17 protein-coding genes are annotated in these 15,875 nt (G+C 70.3%); 12 read left to right on the top strand and 5 right to left on the bottom strand.

The features are described 5' to 3' along the window. Positions 1-54: 54 nt before the first annotated feature. From KZX17_RS10560 to KZX17_RS10595, 8 genes are all read left to right on the top strand, one after another. On the top strand, positions 55-1,740 hold the full coding sequence (locus KZX17_RS10560; RefSeq protein WP_248172997.1) for an ABC transporter family substrate-binding protein: 1,686 nt from the start codon (positions 55-57) through the stop codon (positions 1,738-1,740). Positions 1,741-1,866: 126 nt separating this feature from the next. After that, a complete protein-coding gene (typA, locus tag KZX17_RS10565; RefSeq protein WP_248173001.1) occupies positions 1,867-3,780 on the top strand; it encodes a translational GTPase TypA in 1,914 nt (637 codons plus the stop codon). An 11-nt stretch (positions 3,781-3,791) separates the two neighbouring features. Beyond that, a complete protein-coding gene (locus KZX17_RS10570; RefSeq protein ID WP_248173015.1) occupies positions 3,792-4,505 on the top strand; it encodes an AzlC family ABC transporter permease in 714 nt (237 codons plus the stop codon). Next, positions 4,502-4,816, top strand: a complete 315-nt coding sequence (locus KZX17_RS10575) for an AzlD domain-containing protein (protein ID WP_248173017.1) — start codon at positions 4,502-4,504, stop codon at positions 4,814-4,816. Before KZX17_RS10570 ends, KZX17_RS10575 begins: the two co-directional genes overlap by 4 nt. Before the next feature lie 41 nt (positions 4,817-4,857). After that, entirely contained in the window at positions 4,858-5,244 is a 387-nt protein-coding gene (locus KZX17_RS10580) for a histidinol dehydrogenase (RefSeq protein WP_248173019.1), read from the top strand. A 9-nt stretch (positions 5,245-5,253) separates the two neighbouring features. Continuing rightward, positions 5,254-5,574 (top strand): ferredoxin, encoded by a 321-nt coding sequence (gene fdxA, locus KZX17_RS10585; RefSeq protein ID WP_248173021.1) that lies wholly within the window; start codon positions 5,254-5,256, stop codon positions 5,572-5,574. A gap of 10 nt (positions 5,575-5,584) precedes the next feature. Next, on the top strand, positions 5,585-6,700 hold the full coding sequence (gene dapC, locus KZX17_RS10590; RefSeq protein WP_248173023.1) for a succinyldiaminopimelate transaminase: 1,116 nt from the start codon (positions 5,585-5,587) through the stop codon (positions 6,698-6,700). A 101-nt stretch (positions 6,701-6,801) separates the two neighbouring features. Continuing rightward, the gene (locus tag KZX17_RS10595) at positions 6,802-8,097 is read left to right on the top strand and encodes a citrate synthase (RefSeq protein ID WP_248173025.1); all 1,296 of its coding nucleotides are present in this window, start codon (positions 6,802-6,804) and stop codon (positions 8,095-8,097) included. Between the two features lie 65 nt (positions 8,098-8,162). On the opposite strand, the gene dapD is transcribed toward KZX17_RS10595, so the two are convergent. Then, a complete protein-coding gene (gene dapD, locus KZX17_RS10600) occupies positions 8,163-9,107 on the bottom strand; it encodes a 2,3,4,5-tetrahydropyridine-2,6-dicarboxylate N-succinyltransferase (RefSeq protein ID WP_248173027.1) in 945 nt (314 codons plus the stop codon). Positions 9,108-9,144: 37 nt separating this feature from the next. Between dapD and dapE the strand changes: the two genes are divergently transcribed. From dapE to KZX17_RS10615, 3 genes are all read left to right on the top strand, one after another. Then, positions 9,145-10,221 (top strand): succinyl-diaminopimelate desuccinylase, encoded by a 1,077-nt coding sequence (gene dapE, locus KZX17_RS10605; protein WP_248173029.1) that lies wholly within the window; start codon positions 9,145-9,147, stop codon positions 10,219-10,221. Beyond that, entirely contained in the window at positions 10,203-11,402 is a 1,200-nt protein-coding gene (locus KZX17_RS10610) for a hypothetical protein (RefSeq protein ID WP_248173031.1), read from the top strand. The genes dapE and KZX17_RS10610 overlap by 19 nt, the downstream gene beginning before the upstream one ends. Positions 11,403-11,495: 93 nt before the next feature. Then, positions 11,496-11,669 carry a DUF3117 domain-containing protein gene (locus tag KZX17_RS10615; RefSeq protein ID WP_064506455.1) on the top strand — a complete coding sequence of 58 codons (174 nt, stop codon included), beginning with the start codon at positions 11,496-11,498 and terminating at the stop codon, positions 11,667-11,669. A gap of 79 nt (positions 11,670-11,748) precedes the next feature. Here the strand turns inward: KZX17_RS10615 and KZX17_RS10620 are convergent, their stop codons facing one another. Beyond that, positions 11,749-12,390, bottom strand: coding sequence for an O-methyltransferase (locus tag KZX17_RS10620; RefSeq protein WP_248173034.1), 642 nt, complete (start codon positions 12,388-12,390; stop codon positions 11,749-11,751). Between the two features lie 75 nt (positions 12,391-12,465). Between KZX17_RS10620 and KZX17_RS10625 the strand changes: the two genes are divergently transcribed. After that, positions 12,466-12,840, top strand: coding sequence for a Sec-independent protein translocase TatB (locus tag KZX17_RS10625; RefSeq protein WP_248173037.1), 375 nt, complete (start codon positions 12,466-12,468; stop codon positions 12,838-12,840). A 29-nt stretch (positions 12,841-12,869) separates the two neighbouring features. Here the strand turns inward: KZX17_RS10625 and KZX17_RS10630 are convergent, their stop codons facing one another. From KZX17_RS10630 to KZX17_RS10640, 3 genes are read right to left on the bottom strand one after another with little or no spacing between them, the layout of a single operon-like run. Further along, positions 12,870-13,997 carry an Mrp/NBP35 family ATP-binding protein gene (locus tag KZX17_RS10630; protein ID WP_248173039.1) on the bottom strand — a complete coding sequence of 376 codons (1,128 nt, stop codon included), beginning with the start codon at positions 13,995-13,997 and terminating at the stop codon, positions 12,870-12,872. 13 nt (positions 13,998-14,010) lie between these two features. Continuing rightward, positions 14,011-14,541, bottom strand: a complete 531-nt coding sequence (locus tag KZX17_RS10635; RefSeq protein WP_248173042.1) for a DUF1003 domain-containing protein — start codon at positions 14,539-14,541, stop codon at positions 14,011-14,013. Beyond that, complete coding sequence (locus KZX17_RS10640; protein ID WP_248173052.1) at positions 14,541-15,824, bottom strand: magnesium transporter MgtE N-terminal domain-containing protein; 1,284 nt, start codon at positions 15,822-15,824, stop codon at positions 14,541-14,543. The genes KZX17_RS10635 and KZX17_RS10640 overlap by 1 nt, the downstream gene beginning before the upstream one ends. Positions 15,825-15,875: the final 51 nt, after the last annotated feature.

Raw genomic sequence — 15,875 nt, forward strand, 5'->3', positions numbered from 1 at the left:
CGGAGGCACCATTCCGCCAGTGGTCCCTTGAAGGAAGACGAGAGGAACAATCACATGAAGATTCGCGGTGCGAAGCCGTTCGGATCCTTGGCGCTGCTCGGCGCCGCCGCACTCGTGGTCTCGGGATGCGCCGCCGGCAACACCGGTGCGCCCACCCAGACCGAGTCGGCGGGTCCGGAGCTCCCGGCTACGGCGTGGGTCCGCGCCGATGCGGCCGACGTCCAGGACGGCGGGACGCTGACCCTCGCCGTCAGCTCCCTTCCGGTGCAGTTCAACATCAACCAGGTCGACGGCAACGAGGCGGACACCGTCGACATCGTCGAGGCGACCACCGGCGGCCCGTTCAAGATCGAAGAGGACGGCACCCCCGTCGTCGACGAGAACTACGCGAGCTCGGCCGAGGTCACCAGCGACGACCCGCAGGTCGTCGACATCAAGCTGAACCCCGACGCCAAGTGGGAGGACGGCTCGCCGATCACGGTCGCCGACTGGATCGCGTTCTGGGAGGCCCAGAACGGCTCGAACGACGCCTACATCCCGGCGTCGACCGCCGGCTGGGAGGACATCTCCTCGATCGAGCAGGGCGATGACGAGTTCCATATGGTCATCACCTTCTCGAGCGTCTACGCCGACTGGCAGGGCCTGTTCACGGGCGGCCTGCTGCCCGCGGCGATCTCGGAGGACCCGGCTGCGTACAACGACGGCTACCGCACCAAGGCGGTGCCCTCGTCGGGACCCTTCCGCATCACCGACATCGACACCACGGGCCAGGTCGTCACGCTCGAGCGAAACCCCGAGTGGTGGGGCGAGACCCCGAAGCTCGAGCGCGTGCTGCACCGTGCGGTCAGCCAGGACCAGCAGGGTGCCTCGTTCGCCAACTCGGAGATCGACGCACTGTACATCTCGGCGAACGCCGACCTGTACCAGACGGCGCAGACCCGCGAGGACGCCGAGATCCAGACCTCGGGCGGCACCACGTGGACGCACGTCACGATGAACGCCAAGGAAGGCCCGCTGGCCGACGTCAACGTCCGCAAGGCCGTCGCCTCGGTCGTCAACCGCGAGCAGATCGCCGCATCGGCGAACACGCCCGTCGGTGCGCCGCCCATCACCCAGGGCGACTACATCTTCATGCCCGGACAGAACGGCTACGAGGACAAGGGCCTGCCCGTGGACCCCGAAGCCGCGACGTCCTTCCTCGAAGAGGCCGGGTACGAGGGCAGCGCCGAGGACGGCTGGACGAAGGACGGCGAGGCCCTCGAGCTGACCGTCACCGTTCCCGCCGACACCGCGACGAACATCCAGCGCTCCGAGCAGGTCCAGGCCGACCTCGAGGACTTCGGCATCCCCGTCGAGCTCGTGACCGTCCCCGCGGCGACCTACTTCAGCGACTACGTCATCCCGGGCAACTTCGAGATGGTGTCGTTCTCGTGGGTCGGCACGGCGTTCCCGATCTCGTCGTCGGAGGCGCTGTACTACCCGATCGACTCGGAGTCGAACTTCACCGGCACGACGGATGACCGACTGGGCGACCTGTACGACCAGTCCAACGCCGAGCTCGACGCCGATGCGCGCATCGAGATCGCCAAGGAGATCAACGACGTGATCTGGGACTACGTCCCGATGTTCCCGATCGCTCCGCTCCCGAACGTCTACGCGGTCAAGGACGGCCTCGTGAACTGGGGTGCGACGCAGTTCGAGACGATCGACTGGGCCAACGTCGGCTGGGCCGCCGAGTAAGCAGCCCACTCGCGTGAGACGGCGGGGCGGGGACCGGACGGTCCTCGCCCCGTCGGCGTGTCGGCGGCTGCGGTAAAGTGGGGTGTCGGCATCCCGGCACCACCCTCTCTGCAAGGAACCCCCTTCATGGCGCACGCCCTTCGTCCTGACCTCCGCAACGTCGCGATCGTCGCGCACGTCGACCACGGCAAGACGACGCTCGTCGACGCCATGCTTCGCCAGACCGGCTCGTTCGGCGAGCACGCGCACGTCGAAGAGCGCGCGATGGACTCGAACGACCTCGAGCGCGAGAAGGGCATCACGATCCTCGCCAAGAACACGGCGATCACCTACAACGGTGCCCACACCGACCAGCCGATCACGATCAACGTGATCGACACCCCCGGCCACGCCGACTTCGGCGGAGAGGTCGAGCGCGGGCTGTCGATGGTCGACGGGGTCGTCCTCCTGGTGGATGCCTCCGAGGGCCCGCTCCCGCAGACCCGGTTCGTCCTGCGCAAGGCGCTCGAGGCGAAGCTGCCGGTCATCCTGCTCGTCAACAAGACCGACCGTCCCGACGCGCGCATCGCCGAGGTCGAGGAGGAGGCGCACGACCTGCTGCTGGGCCTCGCCTCCGACCTGCAGGACGACGTCCCCGACCTCGACGTCGACGCCCTGCTCGACGTCCCGGTGGTCTACGCCTCGGGGCGCGCCGGCGCCGCCTCGCGTACCCGGCCCGACAACGGCTCGCTGCCCGACAACGACGACCTCGAGCCGCTGTTCGAGGCGATCCTCGAGCACGTCCCGGCCCCCTCGTACGATGACGAGGCGCCGCTGCAGGCCTGGGTCACGAACCTCGACTCGTCGCCGTTCCTCGGACGTCTCGCGCTCCTGCGTGTCTTCAACGGCACGCTGAAGAAGGGCCAGACCGTCGCCTGGGTGCGCCACGACGGCACGCACACCAACGCCCGCATCACGGAGCTCCTGAAGACGCAGGCGCTCGAGCGCTTCCCGGCCGAGTCGGCGGGCCCCGGCGACATCGTCGCCATCGCCGGCATCGAGCAGATCACGATCGGCGAGACGATCGCCGACCCCGAGGACGTCCGGCCGCTGCCCGCCATCACCGTCGACGACCCCGCCATCTCGATGACGATCGGCACGAACACCTCGCCCCTCATGGGCAAGGTGAAGGGGCACAAGCTCACGGCCCGCATGGTGAAGGACCGCCTCGACCGCGAACTCATCGGCAACGTCTCGCTGAAGGTCGTCGACATCGGCAAGCCCGACGCGTGGGAGGTGCAGGGCCGCGGTGAGCTGGCGCTGGCCATCCTCGTCGAGAACATGCGCCGTGAGGGCTTCGAGCTGACCGTCGGCAAGCCGCAGGTCGTCACCCGCCGCGACGAGAACGGCAAGCTGACCGAGCCGTTCGAGCACCTCACGATCGATGCCCCCGAGGAGCACCTCGGCGCTATCACGCAGCTCATGGCCGGCCGCAAGGGCCGCATGGAGACGATGACCAACCACGGCACCGGCTGGGTGCGCATGGAGTTCATCGTCCCGTCCCGCGGCCTCATCGGCTTCCGGAGCGAGTTCCTCACGATCACGCGCGGCACCGGTATCGCCAACGCGATCTCGCACGGCTACGACGAGTGGGCCGGTGCGATCTCCACGCGTCAGAACGGCTCGATCGTCGCCGACCGCTCCGGCGTCGTGACCCCGTTCGCGATGATCGCGCTGCAGGAGCGCATGAGCTTCTTCGTGCAGCCGACCGAAGAGGTCTACGAGGGCATGGTCATCGGCGAGAACTCGCGCGCCGACGACATGGACGTGAACATCACGAAGGAGAAGAAGCTCACGAACATGCGTTCGTCGACGTCCGACTCCTTTGAATCCATGACGCCGCCGCGCGTGCTCACCCTCGAGGAGAGCCTCGAGTTCGCCCGTGACGACGAATGCGTCGAGGTCACGCCGGAGAAGGTGCGCATCCGCAAGGTCGTCCTCGACGCGACGGAGCGCGGTCGTGCGACTGCGCGTCTGAAGCGTCAGGACGCGAACGCCTGACCGCTGCGACGGTGACCGAGGGGGAGTCGCCGCAGCGCGCCGCGTGGCGTCAGGCCCTCGGTGTCGTGCTCGCGACCAGCGCCTACGGCGTGTCGTTCGGCGCGCTCGCGGTGACCTCCGGGCTCGACGTCTGGCAGACCTGCGTGCTGAGCCTGCTCATGTTCACCGGGGGATCGCAGTTCGCGTTCGTCGGTGTCATCGGCGGGGGAGGCGTCGCAGGCGCCGCGATCGCCTCGGCAGGCCTCCTCGGCGTCCGGAACGTCGCCTACGGCCTGCGGATGTCCTCGGTCGTCGGCACCGGGTTCTGGCGTCGTGCCGCGGCGTCCATGTTCACCATCGACGAGTCGACGGCCGTGGCGTTGGCGCAGAAGGATGCCGGCGCCCGCCGAATCGGGTTCTGGGTCACCGGTGTCGGGGTCTACATCGGATGGAACCTGACGACCCTCGGGGGCGCGCTGCTCGGCGACGTCCTGGGTGACGTCCGTGCCTACGGTCTCGATGCCGCCGCAGCGGCGGCGTTCCTCGCGCTGCTGTGGCCGCGCATCCGCCGGCGCCAGGCGATCGCGGTCGGGGCGGCCGCCGCCGTCGTCGCAGCGCTGACCACACCCGTCCTCATGCCGGGTCTGCCCGTGCTGGTCGCGGCACTCGTGGCCCACGTCGTCGGCTGGACGAACTGGTTCGGCGACCGGTCGTCGGGCGTGGCCGGGACGGAGGCGACGCCGTGACCCTCTGGCACGCCATCCTCGTCGCCGCGATCGTGTGCGTCGCCCTGAAGACGGTGGGCTACCTCGTGCCGCCCAGGTGGTTCGAGGGTGCCCGATCGAGTCGGACGATCGACCTGCTCACGGTCGCGCTGCTGGCCGCGCTGGTCGTCGTGCAGACCTTCGGCGCTGGACAGGCCATCGTCGTCGACGCCCGTCTCCCCGCGATCCTGGTCGCGGCGGGACTGCTCGCCGCGCGCGCACCCTTCCTCGTCGTCGTCGCGGTCGCTGCAGGAGTCGCCGCCGTCCTGCGCCTCGCCGGCTGGGCGGCGTGAGCGCGGCCGTGCCGAGAAGGACCCGCGCCTAGACTGTGGTGGTGAACGCCGTCCTCGCCCGCATCGCCACCTGGGTGCTCGCCGCGGTGATCGGCGGCGTCTACGGTGTCGCCGGCACCATCGGCCACGCGGCCCTGTGGGGGCCCGTCCCGGTGGGGCTCGTGGTGGCATCCATCGGGTTCATCGCGCTCCTGGTCGCCGTCCGCTCGCTGACGGGGGAGCGGACCTCGGCCCTCGCGGCGGGGCTCGGTGCGCTCATCGCCACGCTGGTGTTCGCCAACGAGGGACCGGGCGGATCGGTCGTCGTCCCCGCGCCGCCGGAGGGCGCGACGATCACACCGGGGCTCATCTGGACGTTCGTGGTGCCGCTGGTCGCCGCCCTCGTCGTGGCGTGGCCCTCGGCATCCGCCTCTCGAACGACGAACTAGACTCGATCCGTGACGTATGTGATCGCTCTCCCGTGCGTGGATGTGAAGGACCGTGCCTGCATCGACGAATGTCCCGTCGACTGCATCTACGAAGGCGAGCGTTCGCTGTACATCCACCCGGACGAGTGCGTCGACTGCGGTGCCTGCGAACCGGTCTGCCCCGTCGAGGCGATCTACTACGAGGACGACCTCCCGTCCGAGTGGCAGGACTACTACACCGCGAACGTCGAGTTCTTCGAGGACATCGGCTCGCCCGGCGGCGCCGCCAAGGTCGGAGTCATCGCGAAGGACCACCCCGTCATCTCCGCCCTGCCGCCCCAGGCCCACTGAACGCGCCCGCATGAGCGTCCACGACCTCGCGGACTACCCCTGGGACGCAGTCGCGCCGTACGCCGAGCGTGCCCGGCGGCACCCGGGCGGCATCGTCGACCTCTCGGTCGGCTCGCCGGTCGATCCGACACCCGCCGTCGTGGCCGATGCCATCGCTCGGGCGACCGATGCGCACGCGTACCCGCAGACCGTCGGCACGCCCGCGCTGCGCGAAGCGATCGTGCGCTGGTACGCGCGCCGTCGCGGCGTGCCCGGTTTGACCCCCGCGCACGTCCTCCCGACGGTCGGCTCGAAGGAGCTCGTCGCGCTGCTGCCGCTGCTGCTCGGCCTCGGCGCCGGCGACACCGTCGTCCACCCCCGCGCCGCCTATCCGTCGTACGAGGTCGGTGCGCGCCTGGTGGGTGCCACCCCGCTCGCCTCCGACGAGCCGGCCGAGTGGCCGGAGACCACGCGACTGGTCTGGCTGAACACGCCGGGGAACCCCGACGGTCGTGTGCTGGACGTGCCGGCACTCCAGGCCGCGGTCGCCCGTGCCCGCGAGCTGGGGGCGGTGATCGCGTCCGACGAGTGCTACGCCGAGCTCGGCTGGGACGGGCCGTGGGCGGATGCCGCGGTTCCGAGCGCGCTCGATCCCCGCGTCACGGACGGCGACGTGACCGGCATCCTCTCGGTCTACTCGCTGAGCAAGCAGTCGAACCTCGCCGGCTACCGCGCGGCGTTCCTCGCGGGGGACCCGCGCGTCGTCGCGTCGCTGCTCACCGCCCGGAAGCACCTCGGGCTCATGGTGCCCGGGCCGGTGCAGGCGGCCATGATCGCCGCGCTCGAGGACGATGCGCACGTCGAGCAGCAGCGCCTGACCTATCGTCGCCGGCGCGACACGCTGAAGCCCGCCGTCGAGGCGACCGGGTTCCGCATCGATCGCAGTGAGGGCGGACTTTACCTGTGGGCGACGGCGGGGGAGGATGCCTGGCGGTCCCTCGACCGGCTGGCGGACCTCGGCATCCTCGCCGGTCCGGGGCACTTCTACGGTGCCCACTACCCGCAGCACGTGCGCTTCTCGTTGACGGCGACCGACGAGCGCATCGCCGAGGCCGCACGGCGTTTGTCGGCATCGGGGGATTCGTAGGAATCCTCTGACGGTTCCCGGCTTCCATTGGGCGCGTCAGGACAAGCGCAAACTCACCGTTAGGCTGTAAAGACCGCTCCCGACGACCGCAAGGAGGCTTCGTGACCAACGCGGACACCCCCCAGATCGCCACCGTGACCGTAGGCGACAAGACCGCGGAGCTTCCGCTCGTCGCCGGCAGCGAAGGGGTGCCGAGCGTCGACTTCTCGACCTTCACGAAGCAGACCGGCCACACCTCGCTCGACTACGGCTTCGTCAACACGGCGTCCACGAAGTCCGCGATCACCTACATCGACGGTGATCAGGGCATCCTCCGCTACCGCGGATACCCCATCGAGCAGCTCGCGAAGCACTCGAGCTACCTCGAGGTCGCGTGGCTCCTGCTGTACGGCGAGCTCCCCACCGCCGACGAGCTCGGGGAGTGGGACGAGAAGATCCGTCGCCACACCCTGCTGCACGAGGACCTGAAGCACTTCTTCTCGGCGCTGCCGCACACCGCGCACCCGATGTCCGTGCTCTCGGCGGCCACCGCGGCGCTATCGACCTACTACGAGGGACAGAGCGACCCGCAGAACCCCGAGCACGTGGAGCTGAACACGATCCGAATGCTCGCGAAGCTCCCGGTCATCGCCGCCTACGCGCACAAGAAGAGCATCGGACACGCGTTCCTCTACCCCGACAACTCGCTGAGCTTCGTCGACAACTTCCTGAAGCTGAACTTCGGCAACAACGCCGAGCGCTACGAGATCAACCCGGTCATGTCCCGGGCGCTCGAGCGGCTGCTGATCCTCCACGAGGATCACGAGCAGAACGCCTCGACCTCGACGGTGCGTCTGGTCGGCTCGACCGGTGCGAACCAGTTCTCCTCGATCTCCGCCGGCATCAACGCCCTCTACGGACCGCTCCACGGCGGCGCCAACGAGGCCGTCCTCGACATGCTGGCCCGCATCCGCGATTCCGGCGAGAGCGTCCAGCGCTTCGTCGAGCGGGTGAAGAACAAGGAGGACGGTGTGAAGCTCATGGGCTTCGGTCACCGCGTCTACAAGAACTACGACCCGCGGGCGAAGCTCGTGAAGGAGTCGGCCGACGAGGTGCTGCGCGAACTCGGCGTCGAGGATCCGCTCCTCGCCCTCGCGAACGAGCTCGAGGAGATCGCGCTCAACGACGACTACTTCAAGGAGCGTCGCCTGTACCCGAACGTCGACTTCTACACCGGCGTGATCTACAAGGCGATGGGCTTCCCCACCCGGATGTTCACCCCGCTGTTCGCGATCGGTCGCTTGCCGGGATGGCTCGCGCACTGGCGCGAGATGCAGAACGACCCGCAGACGAAGATCGGTCGTCCGCAGCAGCTGTACATCGGAGCCACCGAGCGGGACTACCCCGTCCACGGCTGACCCACCGACGACGAAGCCCGCCCTCGCATCGAGGGCGGGCTTCGTCGTGTCGTGCGGAGGTGCCGTCAGGCGTGCAGGTCGGCGTTCAGGGTGACGCCGGCGCCGCCCCGTCGGACGGCTTCGACCGCGCCGGTCACGGAATTGCGGCGGAACAGGATGCTGTGCTGCCCCGAGAGCTGGGCCGCCTTCACGGTCGGGCTCGTGCCGTCGTGGGAGGGGGCCTCGCCGACGAGGACGACCTTCGTGCCGCCGGTGACGTAGAGCCCCGCCTCGACGATGCAGTCGTCGCCGAGTGAGATGCCGATGCCCGCGTTGGCGCCCAGCAGCGTCCGCGCGCCGACGGAGACCCGGTGGGTGCCGCCGCCCGACAGGGTGCCCATGATCGATGCGCCGCCGCCGATGTCGCTGCCGTCGCCGACGACGACGCCCTGGGAGATGCGGCCCTCGACCATCGAGGCGCCGAGCGTCCCCGCGTTGAAGTTCACGAAGCCCTCGTGCATGACGGTGGTCCCGGGGGAGAGGTAGGCCCCGAGTCTCACGCGCGATGCGTCCGCGACACGCACGCCCGGCGGGACGACGTAGTCCGTGAGGCGCGGGAACTTGTCGAGCCCCTGCACCTGGATGCCGGCGTGCTGCAGCCCGGGACGGAGCCGGACAAGGTCGTCGGGGTGCACCGGGCCGGCATTCGTCCACGCCACGTTCGGCAGGTGGCCGAAGATGCCGGTCAGGTCGAGTCCATTGGGCTCGACGAGACGGTGCGACAGTGCGTGCAGTCGGAGGTAGGCATCCGACGTGTCCGCGGGGGCGGCATCCAGATCCACCTCGACGACGACGACCTCGAGCGTCACCCCCCGCCGCGCGTCGGCGCCGGCGTGCTCGTCGAGTGCGGAGGTGTCGGCGTCCGACGGCGCGCGACCGGTGGCAGGGGTGGGGTACCAGGTGTCGAGGACGGTGCCGTCTGCACTCCTCGTCGCCAGACCGACACCCCAGACCCACCGCGATTCGCTCATCGTTCCAGGCTACCGGGCGCTCGTTAGACTCGACGTCATGCCTCGGCTCGACCTCCGCTCCTCGTCCGTCGACCTCACCCGCACCATCTGCGACATCCCGAGCGTCTCCGACGACGAGACGACCCTCGCCGACGCGATCCACGAGGCGATCGGCGGCCTTGCGCACCTCGAGGTCCACCGGGACGGCGACACGATCGTCGCCCGAACGAACCTGGGTCGCGCCCAGCGGGTCGCGATCGCGGGCCACATCGACACGGTCCCCATCAACGACAACGTGCCGACACGGGACGTCGAGGTCGACGGTGTGCCGCACCTCTGGGGACGGGGGACCGTGGACATGAAGGCGGGCGTCGCCGTCCAGTTGAAGCTCGCGGCGGAGCTGATCGACCCGCGGGTCGACATCACGTGGATGTGGTACGACCACGAGGAGGTCGCGGCCGACCTCAACGGACTGAACCGTCTCGCAGCGAGCCGTCCCGACCTGTTCGCGGCCGACTTCGCGATCCTCGGAGAGCCCTCGAACGGGCAGGTCGAGGGCGGGTGCAACGGTACCCTCCGCGCCGTCGTCCGGACCTCGGGTGTCCGCGCCCACAGCGCCCGCGCGTGGATCGGCGAGAACGCGATCCACAAGGCGGCGCCGATCCTCAGCCGCCTCGCGGAGTACCGACCTCGCGAGATCGAGGTCGACGGGCTGCTGTACCGCGAAGGGCTCAACGCCGTCGCGATCCGCGGCGGCATCGCAGGCAACGTCATCCCCGACGCGTGCGAAGTCGACGTCAACTACCGCTTCGCGCCGAGCAAGGATGCCGCGGCCGCCGAGGCGCACGTGCGCGACGTCCTGGCGGGGTTCGAGATCGAGATCGTGGACCTGTCCGAGGGCGCGCGCCCCGGCCTCGACGCGCCGCTCGCGCAGGAGTTCGTCGCGGCTGTCGGCGCGGTGCCGAAGCCGAAGTACGGCTGGACGGACGTCGCCCGCTTCTCGGCCCTCGGCGTTCCCGCCGTCAACTACGGACCGGGCGACCCGCATCTCGCGCATCACGACGAGGAGCGCGTCCCGCTGTCCCAGATCGAGGATGTCGAGCGGGGCCTGCGGGCATGGCTGAGCGGCGCCTGAGGTCCGCCGCATCCGTCGCGGGCACCGTCGCCCTCGTCTACGTGACCGGTCGCCTGGTCACGACCCTGTTCTTCTGGTTCGCAGCGGAGCTCTCCGGACCCAGCTCGCGTTTCGGAGCGGATGCGACCATCGGATCGCTCGCGATGGGGTGGGACGCGCAGTGGTATTGGCTGATCGCGGCGAACGGGTACCCGAGCGAGCTGCCGTTGAACGAGACCGGCCAGGTCGCCGAGAACGCGTGGGCGTTCATGCCGCTCTACCCGTGGATCTCGAATGCGCTCGGCACCCTCCTCGGCGGATACCCGATCGCGGCGGTCACCGTGGCGGTGGTGGCCGGGTATGCCGCATCCCTGGCGCTCTTCGCACTCCTGCGGGAGCGGATCGGCGACGGCGCGGCGCTCTGGGCGGTCGTCTTCTTCGCCAGCGGACCGCTCGCGGCGCTGTTCCAGATGGGCTACGCCGAGTCGCTCTTCCTGCTCTGGCTCTTGCTCGCGATCCTCGCAGTCGCGCGTCGGTCGTTCTGGTGGCTGTATCCGCTCGTCGTCCTCATGGGCTTCACCCGACCCGGGGTCCTCGCGTTCGCGCTGTTCCTCGGCCTGTACGGGATCCACCGGTGGCTGCGTCGGCACCGTGATGCGCTCCCCGTCTCGCAGATCGTCCACATCGTCGCGCTCGGCGCCCTTGCGACCGCCGTCGGATTCTCCTGGCAGGTGATCGCGGGGATCGTCGCCGGGGACCCGACCGCCTACCTCGAGACCGAGCTCGCCTGGCGGCGCAGCTGGGTCGGCGCCGAGGAGGGCTTCTTCCCGGTCAGCGGCTTCGTCCGGGCATCCATCGTCTGGTTCGGGCTGTGGGGACTGCCCACCTGGCTCGGCCCGGTCGCACTCGTCGTGCTCGTCGTCGCGGTCGTCGTGGCGATGGTCCGCCTGCCGCAGGTCCGCGCGCTCGGACCGGAGGTGCGCCTCTGGGGTGCGAGCTATCTCATCTATCTGCTCGCCGTCTTCTTCCCGCAGTCGAGCATCTTCCGCCTGCTCCTCCCGCTCACCCCGGTCGCCGCCGCCGTCGCGGTGCCGAGGCCTCTGTGGTGGCGCGTCATGATCCTCGCGGTGTGCCTCGGCGGCCAGTGGCTGTGGATCCACGAGATGCTGGCCAGGGGCGACACGTTCTTCCGGATTCCGTGACGATATGGGTCCGCTGAGCGCTCTGCGCGCCGAAGGCGTACAGCCCATTGGGTAGACTAAAGGGGTAGGCCGAAAAGAAGAGGGAGCCCCACAATGGCAGCCATGAAGCCGCGCACCGGAGACGGACCTATGGAGGCCGTCAAGGAGGGCCGTCTCATCATCGTGCGTGTCCCGCTCGAGGGGGGCGGTCGACTTGTCGTCTCGGTGAACGATGACGAGGCGAAGGAACTCCACAGCGTCCTGAGCGGAGTCGTCGGCGCCGCCTGACTCCTGCTCGACGACGGAAGGCCGGTCCGCTGCGGACCGGCCTTCCGTCGTGTATCCGCGAGGACGGTGCGGCCTCGGCTCAGCGGTCCTCGGTCTGGACGGTCGTCAGCTGCAGGAGTCCCTCGCCGACGATGGACAGTGCGCCGAGGACGGCGGGCGAGGATTGCGTCTCGTGGATGAGCGAGCGGTACGCCGACTCGACGGGACCGCGCTTGACGGGGTCGGCGACCGCGCCGCCTGCGAGGACCCGGGGGATGAGGACCGTGCCGCCGGCGCGCACCAGGCGCAGCCCGTGCTCGACGTACTCGATGACGCCGTCCGCATCCGCATCGACGACGACGATGTCGTAGGAAGCCTCGTTCATGCGGGGCAGGACGTCGGACGCCCGGCCGGTGATGAAGCGCGCGCGGGCCGTCGGGACCCGCGCGTCGATGAAGGCCTGTCGCGCGACGGCGAGATGCTCCGGCTCCTTGTCGATGGTGGTGAGGGTCGCGCGCGGGGCGCCGTGCAGCAGCCACAGGCCGGACACGCCCCCGCCCGTCCCGATCTCGACGATGTTCAAGGCGCGGGTCGCCGCCGCGATGACCGCGATCTGCGCGCCGACCTCGGCGCTCACGGGCGCGGCGCCGATCTCCAGCGCGTGCGCCCGTGCCCGCGCGATGGCGTCCGGCTCCACCGTCGCCTCGGCCGCGAACCGTCGTACCGCCTCGTGATCGCCCATGTGTGCGCACCTCCGTCGCCAGCCTAAGCGGCGCAGACGCGCGGAACCCTCAGGCGCACGGGTAACCTGGGAAGCATGTCGAACGGGCTCGATCTGGAGAAGATCCTCCTCATCGCCCTCATCGCGGCACTCCTGCTCGGACCGGAGCGATTGCCGGGCTATGCGGCCGCGCTCGCCCGCTTCACCCGTCGCGTCCGCGACTGGGTCGACGGCGCCCGGTCCCGGGTGAAGGAGGAGATGGGCGACGACTTCGACGAGATCGAGTGGCGCAAGCTCGATCCGCGCCAGTACGATCCCCGGCGGATCATCCGCGAGGCGCTGATCGAGGATGCCCCGGTCAAGCCGGCGACGCCGCTCGTCGCTGCGACCCCTGCAGCCCCTGCGGCAGCGGTGCCCGACACGATCGCCGCTTCGCCGGCCGGGGTGCCGTACGACAGCGAGGCCACCTGAGCCGCAGGAGGCGGTTCGGGGACGCGGTGTCAGGTCCGGGAGAACGGCAGTCCGCGACCGGCCAGTGACGGACGCTGCGCGCGCAGGGCGTCGGCGATCTCGCCGATCGCCCGCGCTGCGGGGTCGTCGGGCGCGCCGATCACCACCGGGACACCGGTGTCGCCGCCCGCCCGCAGCGCCGGGCTGAGCGGCACGGATCCCAGGAGCGGGACGGCGTCGCCGTCGGCTTGGAGCGCCGCCGCGACGGCCGCGCCGCCGCCCGAGCCGAAGAGGTCCAGGACCGTCCCGTCGGGGAGGGTGAGCGCCGACATGTTCTCCACGACGCCGACCGGGCGCTGCCCGGTCTGACGTGCGACGAGTCCGCTGCGGACGGCGACGTCGGCGGCCGCAGCCTGCGGCGTGGTGACCACCAGGACGTCCGCGTGCGGGAGCAGCTGGCCGACGGAGATGGCCACGTCCCCCGTTCCCGGGGGCATGTCGATGACGAGGACGTCGAGGTCGCCGAAGTGGACGTCGGTCAGGAACTGCTGGACCGTCCGGTGCAGCATGGGGCCGCGCCACGCGACGGCGGCCGGCGCATCCGGCGGCAGGAACATGCCGATCGAGATGACCTTCACCCCGTGCGCGACGGGAGGCAGCATCAGGTCGTCGATGCGAGTCGGCTGCGGCGGGCGGCCGTCGGGGCCGACGAGACCGAGAAGGCCGGGGATCGAGAAGCCGTGCACATCCGCGTCGATGAGGCCGACGGCGAGCCCGCGGGCGGCCAGTGCGACGGCGAGGTTGGCGGTGAGCGTGGACTTGCCGACACCCCCCTTGCCGCTGGTCACCGCCAGCACCCTCGTGAGGCTGTCGGGCGTGAACGGCATGCGGCGCGTGCCGCGGATCCGTTCGACGAGCGCGGTCCGCTGTGCGGGGGACATGACCCCGACCTCGACCGCGACCTCGGCGACGCCGTCGACGGATGCCGCTGCCCGCCGCACATCGGCTTCGATCCGGTCCGCGGCGGGACACCCCACGATGGTCAGATCGATGGCGACGGTCGCGGTGCCACCGTCGAGCCGGACGTCCCGCACCATGTCGAGGTCGGCCAGTGGCAGTCGCAGCTCGGGGTCGATGACGGCGCCGACCGCACGGCGCACGGCGGAGGCATCCGTCACCGGGCGCACCTGTTCACGCGGACCGGCCCTCGTCCTCGTCGCGCTCGCGCTCGTCGAGGCGGTCGAGGAGCGTCCGGAGCTCCTGGCGGAGGACGTCGCGGGTGACGACCTCGTTCTGCATGTCGGTCAGCGCCATGCGCAGCGCGACCACCTCGCGTGCGAGGTACTCGGTGTCGGCGAGGTTCCGTTCGGCGCGCTGGCGGTCCTGCTCGATCTGCACGCGGTCGCGGTCGTCCTGACGGTTCTGCGCCAGCAGGATGAGGGGGGCCGCATACGACGCCTGCAGCGAGAGCATGAGCGTCAGCGCCGTGAATCCCAGCGCCGCATCGTCGAAGCGCAGACCTTCGGGTGCCGCGGTGTTCCACACGATCCAGGCGACGCAGAAGAGCGTGAGGATCAGGAGGAACGCCGGGGTCCCCATGGCGCGGGCGATCCATTCGGTGAACCGTCCGAACCGGTCGCGCGAGGGCTGCGGCGAACGGCTGAGGACGCCGGCGCGGCGACCGCGCGGCGCCTCGAACCCCGACTTGGGGGCGCGCGCCATCACCGCCGCACCCCGCGCGTCGAGGCGGCCGCGGGTGCGACGCGGTCCTCGGCGTCCTGCGAGCGCCAGTCGTCGGGCAGCAGATAGTCGAGCACGTCGTCGACCGTGACCGTGCCGACGAGGTGGCGGGCGTGATCGACGACCGGCAGCGAGACCAGGTTGTAGCTGGCGAGCAGCCGCGCGACCTCGGCGGCACTGGCGGACACGGTGACGGGTTCGACGCTGTCGTCGATGATCGCGCCGAGCCGCTCGTGCGGGGGATACCGCAGCATCCGCTGGAAGTGCACGACCCCCAGCAGCCGCCCCGTGGGCGTCTCGTAGGGCGGGAGCGTGACGTAGACCGCTGCCGCCAGGGCCGGGTGGAGCTCATGCCGGCGGATGAGCGCCAGGGCCTCCGCGACGGTCGCGTCGGCGGACAGGACGATGGGTTCGTTGGTCATGAGACCACCCGCCGTGTCGGGACCGTGCTCGAGGAGGGCGCGGACGTCCTCGGCCTCTTCGGGCTCCATGAGGTCGAGCAGCTGCTCGGCACGCACGTCGCTGAGCGCACCGAGGACGTCGGCCGCGTCGTCCGGCTCCATCGCGTCGAGGATGTCGGCGGCGCGCTCGTCGCCCAGGGCCTCGAGGATGTGGACCTGCTCGTCCTCGGGCATCTCTTCGAGCGCGTCGGCGAGTCGGTCGTCGGGGAGCTCTTCCGCGACCTCGAGGAGGCGCTCCTCCGGCAGATCGAGCAGCGTGTTCGCGAGGTCGGCGGGCTTCAGCTCCGAGTACGAGGCGACGAGGAGCTCGGCGGACTGCGTCTGCCCGGCCACCTGCTCGTCGCGGACGTCGTTCCACTGCGCGAACGTGGTCGGTCCCTTGGCGAAGGGCGATGCGCTGGTCTTCGGCCGGCGGAGGAAGAGCTGCCCGACCTGCCAGTCGCCGAGACGGTCGCGCTCGATGGCGACGTCCTCGATCACAGCGGATCCGGAACCGTCCGTCAGGTGCACGCTGCGGCCGATGAGCTCGGTCATGACACGCACCTCGCCGCCGCGCTGCTCGAACCGGCGCACGTTGATCAGCCCGGTCGTGATGACCTGCCCGCTGGCGAAGGAGGTCACCCGCCCGATCGAGAGGAAGACGTTCCGCCTGCCGGGGATCTCGACCACGAGTCCGACCACCCGCGGGGGGTCGTCCTTCCGGTAGATCACGACCACGTCGCGGACTCTGCCGAGGCGGTCGCCCGCGGGGTCGAAGACGGCGCACCCGGTCAGGCGCGCGACGAACACCCGCTGCGTACTCACCCGTCCAGCGTAGTCGGCCGATCCCTTGCGGGTCCTCCGCCCGCGCGCAGG

Origin of the sequence: Microbacterium sp. EYE_78 (assembly GCF_023149035.1) — a bacterium.
Taxonomy (GTDB): Bacteria; Actinomycetota; Actinomycetes; order Actinomycetales; family Microbacteriaceae; genus Microbacterium.